This is a genomic window from Lacticaseibacillus porcinae, assembly GCF_003946305.1.
GTDB classification, from domain to species: Bacteria; Bacillota; Bacilli; order Lactobacillales; family Lactobacillaceae; genus Lacticaseibacillus; species Lacticaseibacillus porcinae.
Map to the genome: position 1 here is coordinate 17,355 of NZ_RHNS01000013.1, position 16,731 is coordinate 34,085.

Annotated in this window: 22 protein-coding genes and 1 pseudogene; 13 read left to right on the forward strand and 10 right to left on the reverse strand. The window is 47.1% G+C overall.

The window, feature by feature from the left end:
• Nucleotides 1-364 precede the first annotated feature (364 nt).
• Nucleotides 365-1,039, forward strand: coding sequence for a cyclic di-AMP binding protein CbpA (gene cbpA, locus EKM92_RS09975; protein WP_125710379.1), 675 nt, complete (start codon nucleotides 365-367; stop codon nucleotides 1,037-1,039).
• Nucleotides 1,040-1,676: 637 nt separating this feature from the next.
• On the opposite strand, the gene EKM92_RS09980 is transcribed toward cbpA, so the two are convergent.
• Both EKM92_RS09980 and EKM92_RS09985 read right to left on the reverse strand, forming a co-directional pair.
• A complete protein-coding gene (locus EKM92_RS09980; RefSeq protein WP_225420775.1) occupies nucleotides 1,677-2,249 on the reverse strand; it encodes a GNAT family N-acetyltransferase in 573 nt (190 codons plus the stop codon).
• Nucleotides 2,227-2,928: a DUF805 domain-containing protein gene (locus EKM92_RS09985; RefSeq protein ID WP_125710382.1), complete on the reverse strand. Its 702-nt coding sequence runs from the start codon at nucleotides 2,926-2,928 to the stop codon at nucleotides 2,227-2,229. Before EKM92_RS09985 ends, EKM92_RS09980 begins: the two co-directional genes overlap by 23 nt.
• A 214-nt stretch (nucleotides 2,929-3,142) precedes the next feature.
• Here EKM92_RS09985 and EKM92_RS09990 point away from each other — a divergent pair, with 214 nt between their 5' ends.
• Nucleotides 3,143-4,315: a multidrug effflux MFS transporter gene (locus EKM92_RS09990; protein ID WP_125710384.1), complete on the forward strand. Its 1,173-nt coding sequence runs from the start codon at nucleotides 3,143-3,145 to the stop codon at nucleotides 4,313-4,315.
• Nucleotides 4,316-4,385: 70 nt separating this feature from the next.
• Here the strand turns inward: EKM92_RS09990 and EKM92_RS09995 are convergent, their stop codons facing one another.
• From EKM92_RS09995 to EKM92_RS10010, 4 genes are read right to left on the reverse strand one after another with little or no spacing between them, the layout of a single operon-like run.
• The gene (locus EKM92_RS09995; RefSeq protein WP_125710386.1) at nucleotides 4,386-4,580 is read right to left on the reverse strand and encodes a hypothetical protein; all 195 of its coding nucleotides are present in this window, start codon (nucleotides 4,578-4,580) and stop codon (nucleotides 4,386-4,388) included.
• A gap of 53 nt (nucleotides 4,581-4,633) precedes the next feature.
• Complete coding sequence (locus EKM92_RS10000; RefSeq protein WP_125710388.1) at nucleotides 4,634-4,834, reverse strand: hypothetical protein; 201 nt, start codon at nucleotides 4,832-4,834, stop codon at nucleotides 4,634-4,636.
• Nucleotides 4,835-4,843: 9 nt separating this feature from the next.
• Nucleotides 4,844-5,029: a hypothetical protein gene (locus tag EKM92_RS10005; protein WP_125710390.1), complete on the reverse strand. Its 186-nt coding sequence runs from the start codon at nucleotides 5,027-5,029 to the stop codon at nucleotides 4,844-4,846.
• Nucleotides 5,022-5,552 carry a GNAT family N-acetyltransferase gene (locus tag EKM92_RS10010; protein ID WP_125710392.1) on the reverse strand — a complete coding sequence of 177 codons (531 nt, stop codon included), beginning with the start codon at nucleotides 5,550-5,552 and terminating at the stop codon, nucleotides 5,022-5,024. Before EKM92_RS10010 ends, EKM92_RS10005 begins: the two co-directional genes overlap by 8 nt.
• A gap of 112 nt (nucleotides 5,553-5,664) precedes the next feature.
• Between EKM92_RS10010 and EKM92_RS10015 the strand changes: the two genes are divergently transcribed.
• Complete coding sequence (locus EKM92_RS10015; protein ID WP_125710394.1) at nucleotides 5,665-6,588, forward strand: DMT family transporter; 924 nt, start codon at nucleotides 5,665-5,667, stop codon at nucleotides 6,586-6,588.
• A 46-nt stretch (nucleotides 6,589-6,634) separates the two neighbouring features.
• Here EKM92_RS10015 and EKM92_RS10020 read toward each other — a convergent pair whose 3' ends face one another.
• Together EKM92_RS10020 and EKM92_RS10025 are read right to left on the reverse strand one after the other, a co-directional pair.
• The gene (locus EKM92_RS10020; protein WP_125710396.1) at nucleotides 6,635-6,958 is read right to left on the reverse strand and encodes a hypothetical protein; all 324 of its coding nucleotides are present in this window, start codon (nucleotides 6,956-6,958) and stop codon (nucleotides 6,635-6,637) included.
• Nucleotides 6,959-6,968: 10 nt separating this feature from the next.
• Nucleotides 6,969-7,367 (reverse strand): helix-turn-helix domain-containing protein, encoded by a 399-nt coding sequence (locus EKM92_RS10025; protein ID WP_225420776.1) that lies wholly within the window; start codon nucleotides 7,365-7,367, stop codon nucleotides 6,969-6,971.
• Between the two features lie 408 nt (nucleotides 7,368-7,775).
• Between EKM92_RS10025 and EKM92_RS10030 the strand changes: the two genes are divergently transcribed.
• From EKM92_RS10030 to EKM92_RS10060, 7 genes and pseudogenes are all read left to right on the forward strand, one after another.
• Nucleotides 7,776-8,462, forward strand: a complete 687-nt coding sequence (locus EKM92_RS10030) for a hypothetical protein (RefSeq protein ID WP_125710397.1) — start codon at nucleotides 7,776-7,778, stop codon at nucleotides 8,460-8,462.
• Nucleotides 8,462-9,139 carry a response regulator transcription factor gene (locus EKM92_RS10035; RefSeq protein ID WP_125710399.1) on the forward strand — a complete coding sequence of 226 codons (678 nt, stop codon included), beginning with the start codon at nucleotides 8,462-8,464 and terminating at the stop codon, nucleotides 9,137-9,139. Before EKM92_RS10030 ends, EKM92_RS10035 begins: the two co-directional genes overlap by 1 nt.
• Complete coding sequence (locus tag EKM92_RS10040) at nucleotides 9,132-10,184, forward strand: HAMP domain-containing sensor histidine kinase (protein WP_125710401.1); 1,053 nt, start codon at nucleotides 9,132-9,134, stop codon at nucleotides 10,182-10,184. The genes EKM92_RS10035 and EKM92_RS10040 overlap by 8 nt, the downstream gene beginning before the upstream one ends.
• Before the next feature lie 134 nt (nucleotides 10,185-10,318).
• Nucleotides 10,319-10,831, forward strand: coding sequence for a hypothetical protein (locus EKM92_RS10045; RefSeq protein WP_125710403.1), 513 nt, complete (start codon nucleotides 10,319-10,321; stop codon nucleotides 10,829-10,831).
• Between the two features lie 84 nt (nucleotides 10,832-10,915).
• Complete coding sequence (locus tag EKM92_RS10050) at nucleotides 10,916-11,245, forward strand: hypothetical protein (RefSeq protein WP_263853895.1); 330 nt, start codon at nucleotides 10,916-10,918, stop codon at nucleotides 11,243-11,245.
• A 286-nt stretch (nucleotides 11,246-11,531) separates the two neighbouring features.
• A pseudogene (locus EKM92_RS13885) lies at nucleotides 11,532-11,703 on the forward strand (DapH/DapD/GlmU-related protein); the annotation flags it as partial.
• 314 nt (nucleotides 11,704-12,017) lie between these two features.
• A complete protein-coding gene (locus EKM92_RS10060) occupies nucleotides 12,018-12,647 on the forward strand; it encodes a helix-turn-helix domain-containing protein (RefSeq protein WP_125710410.1) in 630 nt (209 codons plus the stop codon).
• Between the two features lie 102 nt (nucleotides 12,648-12,749).
• Here EKM92_RS10060 and EKM92_RS10065 read toward each other — a convergent pair whose 3' ends face one another.
• Nucleotides 12,750-13,367, reverse strand: coding sequence for a helix-turn-helix domain-containing protein (locus EKM92_RS10065; RefSeq protein ID WP_164509967.1), 618 nt, complete (start codon nucleotides 13,365-13,367; stop codon nucleotides 12,750-12,752).
• Nucleotides 13,368-13,513: 146 nt separating this feature from the next.
• Entirely contained in the window at nucleotides 13,514-14,458 is a 945-nt protein-coding gene (locus EKM92_RS10070; protein ID WP_125710414.1) for a Dyp-type peroxidase, read from the reverse strand.
• Between the two features lie 248 nt (nucleotides 14,459-14,706).
• Between EKM92_RS10070 and EKM92_RS10075 the strand changes: the two genes are divergently transcribed.
• Genes EKM92_RS10075 through EKM92_RS10085 form a run of 3 tightly spaced genes read left to right on the forward strand, consistent with a single transcriptional unit; the run spans nucleotide 14,707 to nucleotide 16,728 of the window.
• Nucleotides 14,707-15,237: an RICIN domain-containing protein gene (locus tag EKM92_RS10075; RefSeq protein ID WP_125710416.1), complete on the forward strand. Its 531-nt coding sequence runs from the start codon at nucleotides 14,707-14,709 to the stop codon at nucleotides 15,235-15,237.
• Between the two features lie 18 nt (nucleotides 15,238-15,255).
• Nucleotides 15,256-16,140, forward strand: a complete 885-nt coding sequence (locus tag EKM92_RS10080) for an SDR family NAD(P)-dependent oxidoreductase (protein ID WP_125710418.1) — start codon at nucleotides 15,256-15,258, stop codon at nucleotides 16,138-16,140.
• Between the two features lie 21 nt (nucleotides 16,141-16,161).
• Complete coding sequence (locus tag EKM92_RS10085) at nucleotides 16,162-16,728, forward strand: TetR/AcrR family transcriptional regulator (RefSeq protein ID WP_125710420.1); 567 nt, start codon at nucleotides 16,162-16,164, stop codon at nucleotides 16,726-16,728.
• Nucleotides 16,729-16,731: the final 3 nt, after the last annotated feature.

The following is a 16,731-nucleotide window of genomic DNA, read 5'->3' on the forward strand; positions in this document are numbered from 1 at the left end:
TATGCTTCGAGGTCAATTAACCATGAATTTTACTTTTTCAAGTAATCGATTGTTGTGACAGGATACCACAATTTGAAATTGGGACGGAGGTTGACCAGCACACCTTAGTGAGAAGCCTGTTAGCGATTTTTGCTTACAGGCTTCCGCAGGGGGAAATCCGGCTGGTGGTGAGCGTAGCGAAACATCCAGGCTAGTTCCGCCGAGGACCCTCACTACGGTGTGGCGAGCCAGCCGGAGTCCTAATTTCAAATCGCAAATTCACCACAAAAAGCCGCGCACAATCATTGGTGTCGCCTAATGGATGTGGTATGATTACATTAGAAAGTTTTAATATTCCCAAAACGGCTTCATGGAGGTTACTATCATGTTAATCAAGTCCCTGGTACTCAAGAAGGAATTCCTGACCACCGTGAAAGAGACTGTCACCTTGGAAGAAGCGTTGAAGGTGCTGGAAGATTCCGGCTTCCGATGCGTCCCGATCCTCGATGAAAGCGGGCAGATCTTCCGCGGCAACATCTATAAGATGCATATTTATCGGCATAAGTCCCAAGGTGGCGACATGAGTTTACCTGTCACCTACTTGTTGAAGAATGCGACCAAGACGATTCCAGTCAACGCGCCTTTCTTCAAAGTCTTTTTCAACATCAAAGACTTGCCTTACATTTCAGTGCTGGATGAAAATGCGAACTTCTACGGCATTTTGACCCACTCAGCACTGCTTTCCATGTTGAGTGAATCTTGGCACATCGACGTCGGCTCTTATGTGTTGACGGTGATGTCTTCAGGTGGTCCTCAAGGTCGCGGCGACTTAGCCGCGATGAGCAAGATCTTGGCGAAGTATACTGACTTGGCCAGTGCCATCACCTTAGATGCCAAAGGCGGCGAATTCATTCGCCGCACGTTGTTCACTTTGCCTGCTGGCACCGATGAAAACACCTTGAACACTGTAGTCGCTAAGCTTGAAAAGAAAGGCTACCGCGTGGTTGAAATCGATGACTTGCAATCTGGTTTACCATTGCGAGTCGACGAAGAAGCTTAATCAATGAATCGCTAACTGCTGAGGTAGTTGGCGATTTTTTTGTCCTACAAATAAATTTCGACGTCTTCAAAGCTTGATGCACCATGCTTAAAGGCATGATTTCAGCTTATTTATAAAAAACATTCATAGGTTTTAGTCTTGTCACAGGTGAACACACGTGTTACACTGCTAGTGAATTCTATGAGGAGTGAGTGACTTAGCGCAGGTCACCCGTACCACTTCGCGACGGGTGGAAGTGCCCGCTAAACTCTCGGAGACCATCCCGTAGCATCTGGGCTTAACTGTCGAGCGCTGCTAGATCTCCAGTTCCAAAGTGCCGGTACTGAAGGGTCCCGTACGTGGACTCAAACCAGTTACAGCCGGGAGTAGTGCCCTCACGGTGACGTGAGACGCAAGGCGACGTCTGTTTGCCAAAGGCAGTGCAAAGCCGATTAGCGACGAACGTGGATGAGGTCTAAGAAGCCAAGGCCCGCAGCAACGTCCTTGAAATGCTTGATACTGTAGACACGTAATTGAATGGCATAAAAGCCGCAGATCCACGAAGCAGAATCTTGTTTCGTGGATTTGTTGTGCCTTTTACCTGAAATCGCGAAAAGCGCCGACAACTGCGAATCATTTCGCAAGCTGTCGACGTTTTTTACAATGGTTCAATTTCGTGAGTCGGATACTGATCCCAATATTTGAGAAATTGCCGTTGCTCGTTGCCGTCGCGATTCAATAGATACAATCGGAAGTGTACGGGGATGTTTTTAGGTTGCCACTGTTCCAAATACGTGTACTGATATTGCATCCCCAGCCGTTCCATCACGGCGCCGCTTTTAGGATTGTTGACATCATGCGTTGCCGTCAAAAACGGATAGTCTGCGATTGGCAACTGTTGGACCAACGCTTGTGCAGCTTCAGTCATGTAGCCATTTCCCCATACATCGCGCCGCATGCCGTAACCAAAGTCATGGCTGGCACTGGCTTCTGCGTGAACGTAGCCGATCGCTTGATCAGTCGACCTCAAGCAAATCGCCAACGCTTCACCATCTGGTTCATCGAGATATTGATCATGAAGCATTTGTAGTGCCTCAGCTTCATTTTTCGGCATGAACCACGGTAAAAAGCGATTGACTTGAGGATCTTGTTGGATTGCCATAAATTCTGGCAAGTCAGCTTCCGTAAACGGCCGCAAAAGCAGGCGCTCAGTCGTGATCGTGGTCATCATCTGACTCCTTATCGACTGGCGAATCCGTTGTTTGCACCTCATCTTCAGCGTCTGATGTTTGCGGCGCGAAGTCTGAATCGCTTGGTTCATCGTCTTCCTTGGCGCGAATAAAGAAGCGCACGAAGGCATTGTCGCTAGTCGTTAACATCGTGTCGCTTGGCAACACCGTCAACACGAAGAAGAACAAACTAAACGCCAATGACACCAACGACGACACCCACCCAATGCCACTCGGCAAACTGGCCACAGCTGTGGTGTTCATGTCGCGCAACGCTTCAAATTGATGAATGGTTTGCGTTGATTGGCCGATGTTGATCATCATGCCGATCAAATATTGCACGCCTAGTAGCACTGCAGCGCCGCGTCCGCGCAACCCAACATCACGATAGCGTCGCACCCGCAAGGCCAATCCTGGTAGGAACAACCCTAACGCGACAAGCACCATCACGACGATTGGTGCGATCAAAGGCGTCCAATTTACCGACTCAGGATCAGGCATAAATGCCGAAATGATGGCGAACAAGAGCCACCCAAATAAGAGCAACCACACGAAAAATAAAAGCAACTGCATCCACCAATACCCTGCCCGTGTTGTTTTCCCTAAGAATTCCACGTACCCACGAAAATAATCTTTAAACGCGCGGCCGAAGCTCACGTGTCCTGCTTTTTCATTGATCATGATATCGCCTCCTCTTTTGTTATTATCGCACGCCACTGGTTAAAAAGATATTTATGTGCTCGGCGATTTTTTGACAAAGTAGGCCACTGTTGGGTATGCTAAACCAATTGAAAGTGAGGTGAACGTGATGTCGACATATGTCAGCTTCATCACTTGCGCCACTGTAAATGGAAAAGGACGTTTTTCCGCAAACTAAAATTTTAGGAGAGTTATTGTGAAAAACGTCCAAAAACAAGTGCCATCTATTTTAATCTTGATCGCGTTGGTGGGATTCCCGCAAATCAGTGAATCGATTTTTACCCCAGTCCTTCCAGCTATCAGCCGCACACTGTCAGTCACGGCGCAAACGAGTCAGTTGACCATGGGGAGTTATTTTGTCGGCTTTGCCATCGGCGTCTTAGTTTGGGGGCGACTATCTGATGGCATCGGTCGTCGACCTGCGATGTTGTGGGGAATCGCTGTTTATCTATTCGGCAACTTCGCATTATGGTTGGCACCGAACTTCAAGGTGTTAATGTTCGCCCGCGTGTTACAAGCATTCGGTGCTGCTTCAGGTTCGGTGATCACGCAAACTATCATGCGTGAATCGTTTTCCGGTGTTGAAGGTGAACGCGTCTTTGCTAAAATCAGTGCCGCCATGGCGTTAGCGCCGGCACTTGGTCCATTGATTGGTGGTGCTTTAGCAACATATTTTGGCAATTATCGCTTTGTGTTTGTCGGGTTGATGGTGATGGCAGGGTCGTTGTGGTTTTATGTATTATGGCGATTGCCAGAAACACGCATCACCATGCCTGAAGTCTCCCCTTGGCCGCAAGTCGCAGTGCAGATGTTACGCAGTCCCCAAGTTTGGGGTTACGGGTTGTTGATCAGCGGCATCAACGGCATTTTGTTCAGTTACTACGCTGAAGCACCGTTTATTTTCGAACAGCATTTTGGCATGAGCACGGTGCAATATGGGTGGCTAGGGTTGTTGATCGCAGGATCGAGTATCCTCGGGGCCTTGATCACCAATTACACAGCGGGAAAGCTTGCGCCGAACAAGTTGATTTCTTACGGCTTGTTGATTGCAGTGCTTGGCGCCTGTGGTATGTGGCTTGCCGCTGAAAATCTCATCGCGTCGTTGCTCATGATTTTTATCATGTTTGGCGGCATCTACACCGCATTGCCATTAGTGCTTAATCGCGCCTTGATCGGCTTTGAGGCGGTGATTGGAACTGCTAGCGGCTTGCTGAGCTTCGGGTATTACTTGTTGATCAGCGCCTTAACACTGTTAATGAGTGCGATGCATGACGGTTCAGTACTCGCATTACCAAAGTATGTGTTACTCGTTGGCGTGTTGATGTTGATTGCCGATCGACTGCTAGTCAATCACGAATCACGCAGATAAATACAAAAGAACTGCTAAGCCTAGCCGCCTAGCAGTTCTTTTCATTATAAAATAATTATTTTCAGCTGACTCATGGCACAAAGTCCTTTCGCGCAATGATCGGTTTCTGGCGTTCGTTAGCACGATATTCAAAGGCCGCTTCCCACATTTTGCGACGAGCTGGATCAGGATCTTCAAGCATTAATTTTATCAGATCTAGGCTACTGATCTTCATGGCATCTTCCAGTACTTGTTCCGGATCGATCGAGGTTTCATCTGTCGGCATGCGACCGCGCCCTTCAAATTGATGATATCGCGTCCGATGACTTTCGCCAAAGCTCACTTTTTGACGGCGGCGTGAATCATCTGCCCTAGCGTCACGACGAAAAACAACCCAAATCCAATCAGAAAACTCGACTTAGCTTCTGCGAATGGCGCGTGTAAGATGAAGAAATCGAACAGAAAGTACCCCACCGGTAAAACCGCAGCAATCAACGCAGATAGTAAAATCATCACGATACCTTGTGTCAGTCGTTTCATCGTCTTCTCCTAATGTTTGCGATGCCGCAACCGCCAGTAAAAATACAACAACACCGCTGTCAGTGCAGTGATCAACAAGGCACTCATCAACCCTTGCAACCACGAATATTTCACCCCGTACCACACCAAGTTCACCACAAACACGATCCCTAAGCCTACAGTACAAGCAATCATCATTTGCCGTTTTTCACTCACGGTTTGTCCACTCCTCACGCAAGACGCCGTACTTCATTGAATCATAGTACTGTCCTTGCCAATAACGCACTTGACGAATACGGCCTTCTAATTGCATCCCCACTGACTCACCTAAGTGCATCATCCGCGGGTTACCAGACCAAGTGGTGAAGCCGATGTGTGGGAGATCATACGTCGCAAACAAATGTGTGACCCACTGAGTTAATGCTTGTCTGCCAACATGTTGCACCCATATGTCCGCTTTGTAAATCACGATCCCCACTTCCAGCCAGCGTTGCAACTTACCATCATCGAAATACGCTGACACAGATCCCACAAGTTCGTCATCTAAGTAGATCACCTGACGTAGCGGTTCATTCAACCATCGCGAGTCAGCGGTACGCATAAATTCAGTTTCAGTCGGCAGCACATCTTGAAAATATGGCCCATTGAATTTAGTCCATTCAGCGTGAGGATCACTGTAAGCTAATGTCCAGAAGCGATGAGCTTCAGCGCGGTTCAAAGGCCGGATCGTCACCGTCATTTTGCAAGCCTCCTTGCATCTTTACGCCCATTATAGCAACTGCGTTTGTCATTCACTACCAAGGCACGACGATGAGCTATAATAGTTTTTATATTCATATTGGAGGTTGCTGATGAAAACTCATCAAACTAGTGGCATCGTCTTAGGGAGCTTAGCGGCGTTAGGTTGCGAAGTGTTGTATGGACTCAGCTATATTTTCACCAAACAAGCGACGAATGTTGCAAGTCCCATCGCGTTGTTAGGGTGGCGGTTTTTCGTCGCGTTTGTGGTGATGAGTGTGTTGATTTTACTGCATGTGATCAAAGTCGATTTCAAAGGTAAAAAGTGGCGTCCGTTGTTGCTAGTCGCAATTTTTGATCCAGTGTTGTATTTTATCGGCGAAACTTTTGGTATTAGCAACACAACCGCTTCTGAAAGCGGCGTGTTTCTCGCTTGCATTCCAGTGGCCGCGTTGATCGCATCAGCTTTGATCTTGCACAAATACCCCACTCGCCAACAAGTACTAGGGATCGCCGTGACGTTGATCGGAGTCATCGTCACTGTGCTTGCCGCTGGTGCCAGTGCGAGTTTGTCATTGATCGGCTATTTATTCTTGGTGCTAGCTGTTGTCACTTACGCGTTGTATAGCGTTTATGTGGAAAAGGCAACGGCTTACACCGGCATTGAAATGACTTATATCATGTTAGCTGCTGGGGCTTTGGTTTTCGTACTGATGGCGTTAGGCGAAGCACTTCACCAAGGCACATTGCCAGCGTTGGTCAGCTTACCTGCCCACAATGTGAACTTTACCGTTGCGGTGTTGTATCAAGGCGTCGGTAGTTCCGTGTTAGCCTTGTTTTTATCAAACTTTGCCATTGCCAACATTGGCGTCAACAAAACTGCATCTTTCATCGGCGTGTCGACTGTGGTGTCGATCATTGCCGGGGTCTTGTGGTTAGGCGAAGCGTTCAGCGGGCTGCAATTGCTTGGCGCTTTGATCATTATCATCGGCGTGTACACTGCCAACGGTAACTTCCGTTTGAAAAAAGCAGTCTGACTCATTGTCAGGCTGCTTTTTTCAAACGTCAAGGTTGTCAGCTCTTTTACCGCATCCCGAACAACACGACTGCCAAACTCACCCAAATGCCTGCCATCACAATAAACGCCGCCAGCGTCCCCACTTTAAGTCTTGAACGTTGCGCCGGATCATCTAATGCAACTTGCAACGCATGAGTGCGCCGCAACGCCAGATAGGCGAGTAAGCCGATCCCGTTTTGCGTGCCTGCTGCTAAGAACCCGACTATTTGCGGCGCAGCAATGTTGCGTGCCTTCGCATCAAGGCGAATCAAGCGTTGCAGTTGCCAAAACACGAGCACGACTGCAATCACAAAAGCGACCAACAATAAACCGATCATCCACATTCTCATATCAGTCACCTCATATCAACCGTAGCAGCAAATAAAACGCCCCGCACACACAAACTACCATCGCCCCAAACAACAAGATCATAAGCCACGGCACCTGCACCACAAACATTAATGCAACTGCCAATACCACATTTAACGCCAACAAGAAGCCTAACCACTTGCCAATACGCACGACATTCGTCGCCGCCATCCAAGTTTTTACCATTTGCTGATCACCTCGCAGCAATTCGTCTAAGGAAAGGTGATAGATCTCGGCTAAGCGCATCATGCGTTCAATATCAGGATAACTGCGCGACGTCTCCCAATTAGAAATCGTCTGCCGACTCACGCCTAACAGTTCGGCGATTTGTTCTTGCGATAACTGATGTTGCTGTCTGGCGTCACGCAACTGTTCACCAATGATCATCATGCATCCCTCCTCAACTTGGAGATTACGAAATTCCTGCGAAAATGACTAGCAAATATTTTTGACAACGGCAATTTAAAAGACTTTTGCCTTATTTTCCTGCAATTATCGCGATCCTTCAACGCGTTTATCGATTTTCGCAATGAATCTCGCAATCGGCTTAGGTCAATTAACATTTCAGCAACATCTTGGCAACATTTCACCAATGCCGATCCGTTAAAATCATCAAGAAAAAACATTTGGAGGCACCGCAATTGCATTCACCGCTCACATCTTGGTACGCCAAGCTCAAACACGTCGTTAGCATCATGTTAGTGCTCATCTTTCCGGCCTTTGCCCAATGGCCGATCGAGTGACAATTTTGCAACAAATTAAGTTATACTGAATTCAAAATCTACCTCGGAGGTCCACATGCTTAACACGATCATCACTCGCCTACATTTGCCATTCAACGTCGATCATCGGCGCGATCGTGTCGCCTTGTACGCAGCCCTTAGCATTCCCATCGGCTTGATCATGGCGATGACCAAGCTCGTGATGGGATTGATGTTTTTCTCCAGTTGGTTATTGATCTTCGGGACTTACTACGTCGTGTTATTGGTGTTTAAGATCATCACGCTTTGGCGCTATCAGCACATCCGCGTACAAGATACGCCGGTAGATGCCAAGATTCATGCCGAACAAGCCTTCTTAACGCTAGGTGGCATCGGCTATTGTTTGATCGGCATCACTTTTGGGAGTTTTTGTTATGTGATGTATGCCCATGGCTATGATCAACAATTCAACCTCAATGCTGCGTTGATCGTCGCCATGATCGGCTTTACCAAACTGGTCAGCGCCATTGTTGGCTTGGTGCGTTCAAGGCATTTACTCAGCCCGTTGATCACCTTGCTGAAAGCTTATAGCGTCGCGGATGGGATGACAGCGATCGTTTTGACGCAATATGCGTTGTTGACCTATCAAAAAAGCCCACAAGCAAGTTCTGCCACTGGGTTGTTTGGCATCGCGATCAGCGTCGTTGTGGTGTTAGTGGGACTTTGGATCACGATATTTGCAGCCCATCGGAACTTGGCCTTACAAGAAAACGAGGAACAATAATGCAAAAAATCTTAGTCGTTGAAGATGATGAACAATTCAATGCCATTCTCACCCGCACCCTTGCGCAAGCTGGCTATCAAGTCCAAGGCGCAACCAGTGCCAATGACGCATACAACCTGATGTATGAGCACTCGTTTGATTTGATCTTGTCAGATATTATGATGCCTGACATCGACGGCTATACGTTTGCAGAAACGGTACGCCGCACTGATCCTGCAATTCCGATTCTCTTCATTACCGCGCGTGATGACATTGCCTCAAAAGAAAAAGGCTTCAATGTCGGGATCGACGATTATATGATCAAACCCGTCCAACTCGACGAAGTCAAATTACGCGTTCGCGCATTGTTGCGACGCGCAAACATTGGCAAAACCAATCAGTTAACTGCCGGCAATGTGACGCTTGATGCCGACAGTCGCGTGGCTACCTTAAATGGTGAAGAAGTCGCGCTAACAGTGCGCGAATTCGACTTATTGACTAAATTTCTCACTTATCCCAACCACGCCTTTTCTCGCGCTGAGTTGATCAACGAATTCTGGGATCTGGACAGTGACACGAGTTTGCGTTCCGTTGATGTTTATATCACCAAACTCCGCGATAAATTTTCGCAAGCGGATGGCTTTGCGATTAAAACCGTGCATGGGCTCGGGTATAAAGGGGTTTTGATCAATGGCTAAGGATAAAACGACTTTTATTGTCAAAACTAACCGCTTCTCATGGCTAGCGATGATCGGTTTGTTTCTCGGCTTCGGCTTGCTCGCCGCGGTTCCTGGGATCGCCTATAGCAAAGATTGGCAAAGTATCCTCTCGCCTTATGCCGGTTGGTATTTGCTTTACTGCTTGATCATCGCCGTGCTTTTAGCCAGCTTGACGTCTTGGGAAAAATATCGGACTTTTGATAAACCTTTGCGTGCGTTAAGTGCCGCTGCTGAAAAAGTCGCTGGTGGCGATTATTCAGTCTACTTACAGCCTGTGCATCGTCCGGAAAAATATGATTATCTCGATGCGATGTTTGCCAACTTCAATACCATGGTGGCAGAACTCAACTCCATTGAAACCTTACGCGGCGATTTCGTTGCGAATGTTTCGCACGAATTCAAACGCCCGCTGGCCATCATTAAAAGTTATACAGAAGTCTTACAACAAGGTGATCTCGATATGCAAACTCGTGCAGAATATCTGCAAACGATTGATACTGCGGCCACTGACTTAGCCGAGCTAGTTTCCAATATTTTGCGACTGAACAAATTGGAAACGCAAGTCAGCGAGCCTAAACACGTGGCTTTTGATTTGGTCGAACAATTGACGCAAGTGATTTTCGCCCATGACCCGATGCTTGAAGCGCATCAATTAGACCTTGATGTCAACATGCCCGACCAGTTAGCCATGATCGGTGATCCAGAACTGCTTAAAGTCGTCTGGAATAACTTGTTAGCCAACGCGATCAAATTCACCCCTGATCAAGGGCAAATCACTTTAAGTGTCGTCGAACACACCAAGCACGTCACCGTCAGTATCAAAGATTCTGGTGTCGGCATGGATGCGCAAACCAAAGCACACATGTTTCAAAAATTCTTTCAAGGCGACGCCTCACACAAAGCAATGGGCAATGGTTTAGGTCTGGCGATGGTCGCACAGATCTTAAAGCTCGTCCACGGTAACATCGATGTGACCAGCGCCATTGGGGAAGGTAGCACCTTTACCATTCTCCTGCCACGATAAAACTGATACTGGCTATTGCCAGTATTTTTTTGCCTTAAATTTCGTTTTAACATCTCAGCAACATCTCGTGAACAATTCACCAACATGCGCTAGATATACTGATCTTGTTAATTCGAACAAAGGAGAATTTAAACATGACTGAATCCAACTTCATCGCCTATGAATATCTAGAACAACGCATCCCCAAAGCCATGCAAAATGCTTATCTTGATGGTTACGCCAACTTCGGCTGGACGGTCACTGACACCACACCAGATATCGGGAAAAACACGGTCACCTTAAAACTCAAGCGTGATCGCAACTTGCCAGAAAAAGCTGCCTTAAATCGCCTGCAAAAACAATTTGAACAAGAAATGGCGTCTGCCGCTTCAATGGAAAGCAGTAAAACGTCGATCCCAACCATGATTGCTTTAGGAGTTGGGCTGCTAGGCACCGTCTTCATGGCAGGTTCCGTTTTTGCTTACATCGGTGGATTATTACTTTTATCGATCATCCTCGCAGTCCCAGGATTTATCGGCTGGGGCCTTGCCTATCTCAGTTTCAACTGGGCACAGACGCGACGCATTGCCAAACTTGGACCCGTGTTGCAACAGTCGTACGACACCGCAGCGGATTATTGCAAACAAGCTTTCGAGCTGATGCATTAAGGCGGCCGGTGATGAATTTACTTAAAGGCATCATGCTTCTCATCACCACTTGCGGGATCAGTGTATACGGTTATCAGCGTCTGCATCCCCGCCACACCATTAAAATGCCAACTCGTCACACAAATTAAAGGAGAATTTCACATGTTATCAATCATTACTGCAGTTATCGTCGGTTTAGTCATGGGCGCGATTGTTTATGGCGCTGATCGTTTGATCCACACCAAAAGCTTCGTCGTTTTAGGCTGCGACTTGGTATTCGGCGCATTAGGTGCCTACTCAGGCACTTATCTTGTCAACTATGGGCCACATTTACTCGGTGTTGATATCTTGCCAACCTTAGCTGGTGGGATCGTCCTCAGCTTTGTCGTCACTTATGCATTGCGTCGATTCGTTTTCAAAAAGGCGGTGGCTTAATATGTGGCTTGAAGAACAAGCTTTAGCGCCTAACATTTTCGTGGGCCGACACAATTTCTATGATGCCGAACCAAATGCGGACTTTGCGCATCAAAATGTACTTTACAATCGGCCAGGGCATAATCGTTTGATCATTGGCAGTTTTTGTAGTTTTGCGCAGAATGTCCGCTTCATCATGAGCGCTGCCAATCACCCAATGAATACTTTCTCAACGTTTATTTTTCCAGAACTGGATCGTGATTTCATCGAAGAACTCGGGATGACTAAAGCTGACATGCCGATTAAAGCCGATACAGTGATCGGAAATGATGTTTGGATCGGACGCCATGCAGTGATTATGCCAGGGGTCCACATCGGCGACGGGGCCGTGATCGGCGCTTATGCATTAGTCACCAAAGACGTCCCCGCTTATGCAATCGTCGGTGGCAATCCTGCAAAAATGATCCGTTCGCGCTTTGATCAAGCGACTATCGATTGGTTGGAAGCCTTTCAATGGTGGCAGTACCCAGACACCATGTTAGACCAGTTAGTGCCACTACTGACGAAGGTGGATACGCAAGCAGCTCGAAAGCAACTGGAGCAACTTGCCAAACAACAAGCGCTGGCCTCATAACCACACAAGGATATCCGTTCAAATTCAACATTCAACGATGACGGCCGAGACAAATTTCCCGGGAAATTTTCCCCGCAATAAACGCTTGCTAGTTGAATTCGTGCTTTTTCGTTGTGTTCTGAGCATAGCGCGCGTACGCTAAAAGTCGAGGTGAGGAATATGTTAAAAATGGGTGATGCCATTCGGCTACAACGCGAACACATCGGGCTTTCACAATCAGGACTAGCCGCGCAGCTTGCGTTAACGCGCCAAGCCGTGTCGAATTGGGAACGGGACTTAAGTTATCCAGATGCTGATATGTTAGTCCAACTATCTACCGTTTTAAATTGTGATGTCCGAGTGCTTTTGGGGATCAAACAACGCGTGGAGTGGCAAGGGTGGTTGCGAACACGCCTGCAAGACGTCCAAGAAATCATGGTCTTGCCTAAAGGCACCCCACAGCCAGACGTGGTAGCCGTGGCCAAACAATATATCAAAGAACTCTATGGCCTATTGCGCCATGAACCGAACCCAACGCCACAGCTGCTCGACATTACTGACGTTTTAGCCCAGGTTTATCGCAAACTTGATACAGCAAAGAATCCAGTGGCGTTGCTCAATCGCATGGTGAATTACATTCGCGTCAAAGCCAAAGCTGGCTATTATATCTTCCCCAAACCCCAAGAAAGTCTTTTGGGTGAACTTGCTTGGTTTGGTGCTAAAGCTGGGTGGAACGGCGCTTATATGTCTGATTTTTCCGATAAGCGCCAGTTTTACGGGTTGTTAGAGCGGATGCCGCGACGAGATTAAAGTAAAGGGAGCCTTGACGAATTTGTAGTCAAGGCTCCCTTTATATTATGTTTTAGCTGAGCTCGCAACGGTGTGAAGGTTAATTCCGGTTGCTAGAAATATTTACGCACAATTTTTGCGATATTTCTGCGTGGAATAAGCAAGGTTGATTCCTAATATCCCTAACAAAAACGGTGAGAACGCCCAAAAATTTTCTCCCCAATTAAACCGCCAGCCTACCAGTCCGCAAATCACAATGCCAACCCCCAAGCCAATTTGTGCCACCAGTAATTCAGTTTGCGCCATTGTCCCCAGTTTAGCTTCTGCATAACGTTTCCGCATTAATTCGGCAGTCTTTCCTTGGGCTAAAAAAACACCAAGTAACAACAGTTTGGTCCCACTGCCGAGGTGAAAACCAGATAATTGCAAAAAGCTCGCCACATAAATAGCCGAAAATAACATCATCATCACAATGCTGACCACAAACCCACGCCGGGCATCGCGCACGCCAGCTTCGCGATGTTTCAACACTTGCATGAGTTCGCTATCTGGTCGCATTAATTCGTCTAAAGAAAGATCTAAGAGATCCGCCAGTCGCACGATACTTTCGATATCCGGATATGTGCGTCCTGATTCCCAACTCGACACCGTTTGGCGGCTGACGTGGCACATATCTGCCACTTGTTGTTGGGTGAGATCCTGATTTTTTCTTGCTTGCATCAAACGTTGTCCAATAGTCATCTTCACTACCTCCAACGTCATTTTCTCACCAGACTCATCAGTTAGCGAGCAATATCCGTAAATCGTGAGCGCTACATTTTGTAGCATCCCCCCAAACCACGCAAAAACGCCTAGTCCCCCGACTAGACGTTCATTTAAATCACCCGTTAAAAAGCTTCCCCATCAGCGATTTTTCCTAATACACTCAGCGATGGAATGAAGAACACTTCACCACTGACTGGCGTGGAGAAATCTAGTAGTCGATCAGATTTGGTAAACATCCCTTCAAGCATTCGCTTGGTGACGGTCCAATGACGTGCATACCCAATGAAATACGTCCCGTTCAGTCCTTCTGTGGGATTGCTGAAAGGTACATTCATCCGCACGATCTTATGCTCAACGCCGCCTTCATTGTCTTGTGAGACCACGTTATGGGCGTTGTGGGCTTTTTCGTCGTCTTCCAATTCCACATCAGAGAACTTCTTGCGCCCAATAGCAGCTTCTTGCTGTTCGGTTTTCAACTTGTTCCAAGCATCCATGTTGTGATGATACATTTGGGCAAAGGCGTAAGAGCCGTTAATGAAGGTCGGATCTTCATCCCCGATCACCGCATAATCTGGTGTATCCAACGCACTCGGATTCTCCGTTCCGTCAACAAACCCAATGATCGCGCGCCCTTCAAAATACCGGAAGCCGTGAGTTTCATCGATCACTTTAACTTGTGATTTGATGCGATCCATCACATTGCTCATCAGTTCAAAAGGCACTGCTGAATTCTTCGCCCGAATATGGAAAAATAAATCTGCTGGTGTGGCCGGTGCCGTGTACTTCGGCCCGACCACTGGTTGAAATTCTTCTAATTCTGCCGGACGTGGGGCATCTGGGAACAAGTAATCCCAAGCCCGCCGTGACAACCCAAACGCCACAGCAAGTCCTGCTTCTGGATACCGCACATTCAATGACGATTCAAAGGCTGGTAAACGTTCCGCCAAGTCTTGGATCATTGCTAAGTCTGCGTCATGGTCTTCTCGCAACAAGTCCATCGTGGCAAAAATGATGTTATCCCCTGCATCTTTATAAACCGCTTGGACATCTCTTAAATCAATTGGCATTAGAACTCCTCCTTATTGAGACTGGTTCTAATATAGCATACTTTTTAACCGTTTACAAAATAATTGCTCTCGACATATCGTTAACTTCAAGATTACTTCAAACATCCGCTTGCCATAACTGACTATTTAGTTTATTATAAACTCTGTCTTCAAACAACATCGAAGATTAAATTCAAGCTGACGAGTATTCACTCGTCATTTTATTTAAGTTTTAAAAGACTAATTAGTCAGTTATAAGGAGAATTCATATGCACGCAAGTACCGTATTGATTGCTGACGCCGTAGTAGTCACAGGCTTAGCTGCCATTTTCGGCCACCGTCTGATCAAGAATTACCACCGTAAGGCAGAAACACCGAATGCATTTTTGATCAAGAATGTTCGCTCTGGTTTAGTGATCCGTCCGCAAAATGCGGAAATCGCTGATGGTGTGCCGATCATTCAATATACCCCGCAGAATTGGGAATGTTGCACTTGGCAAATGATTGAAATCGCTGAAAACACCTACCTACTTAAAGACCTTTACACGCAGAAATCTTTTGCCCCAGTTGGCGAACCAATTGCTGGTGCCTTGCTGCAACAGCGACCGATCGGCGGCGACGTCCATCAACACTGGCAATTCAACCAACTCGACGATGGCACTTATACGATTCAACTTGTTGGAACTGATTTATTCATCACCAGCTCATCAGACACCGTCGACGACCGCCTCACCTTGCAGCCTGCCAGCTCGGAAGCTGACCAACGCTGGACTTTAACGCAACAACACCCGATCATTTAATTTTTCTGGAGGAGCCCTATGTCAAAAATCATTTTAATCACCGGTGCCACTGATGGCATCGGCAAAGTCACCGCTCGAGAATTAGCAGCACTTGGCCATCACGTGATCATTCATGGCCGCAATCAGCAAAAAGCTGAACGGGTGGTCAACGAAATCAAAACTGCTACTGGCAATCAACACGTGAACTATTTGATTGCAGATCTGTTTTCTATGAAGGCAATCAAACATTTAGTCACTAACTTTAATGCCAAATACGATCACTTAGATGTGCTGATCAACAATGCCGGTGCCGTGCTTGATGCCAAGCGCTTTGAAACTGAAGACGGGATCGAAGGCACGATGGCGTTGAATGTGATGGCGCCGTTGCTACTTTCAGAATTACTACTACCTAAGTTGCGTCTGTCTAACGACGGTCGGATCATCAATATGTCGTCAGCGACTCACCGCATGGCACATCCCGATATGCAAGACCTCAACTTAAGCCGAGTTGCCTCTGGCCAAACCCGTTATGCCATCAGCAAGTTATTCGTGATTTGGAACACCCAACATTTTGCCGCCCGCTTGCAACAAGCTGGGATCACCAATGTCTCGGTCAATGTTTCCCACCCAGGTATGGCCACGACTAACTTCGGTCAAGATAGTAACAACGGATTTTTCAATAACTTGGTTTATAAAGTCGCCTTGTTTATCGGCAAAACACTACACGTCGCCACCCCTGAACAAGGCGCCGTCACCAATGTTTACCTCGCAACTAGCGACGCGGTCAAAGGCGTCAGCGGCAAATTCTTCGACAACAAGAAACATCAAGTTAAGCCGGCGACTGGTGAATACACACCGGCTAAAGAACTTGCCTTGTGGAACTACTGCATGGAAAAGATCCAACCTTGGATTGACGAAAACTGAATGATTAGTTAAGGTAAAGCCATGAGAACAAAAGACGAAAATAAAGTTAAAGCGATCAAAGAAGCGGTGATCGCTTTATGTCAAAAAGACGGCTTCACCAACTTAACTACCGCCAAAGTCGCCAAACGCGCAGGTGTCAGTCCAGCGACGATTTACCTGAACTATGAAGACAAAACTGATATGTTGAGCCGTTTATATGAAGAAGTCAAAGCTGACCTCCATAAAGGCTTGGCTGGCGTGATCGCTGCTGCCGGTGATTCTGTGGAAGCGCAGATCCGCGCCATGCTTCACTATTCAATCGAACAAGTGCAAGCCCATCCCCAAGAATCTCATTTCGTTTCCGCATTATGGACGAATCAAGAATTGTTGGATGACGCCGCTCGTGCTTATGGTCAAACTGCCGCTGGTCCTTTGGTGAAGTTATACCAACGCATTGAGGACTCCCCTGAATTTATCGATGCGCCAGAAGTGATCGTCGCGTCAATTGCGACATTACCGACATTGGTTTTACAAACCGCGACGACATCAGTCGATGATGCCACGATTGCACAAACTATTGATTTAGTCGTGAAAGCTTTGAAACGTTAACCG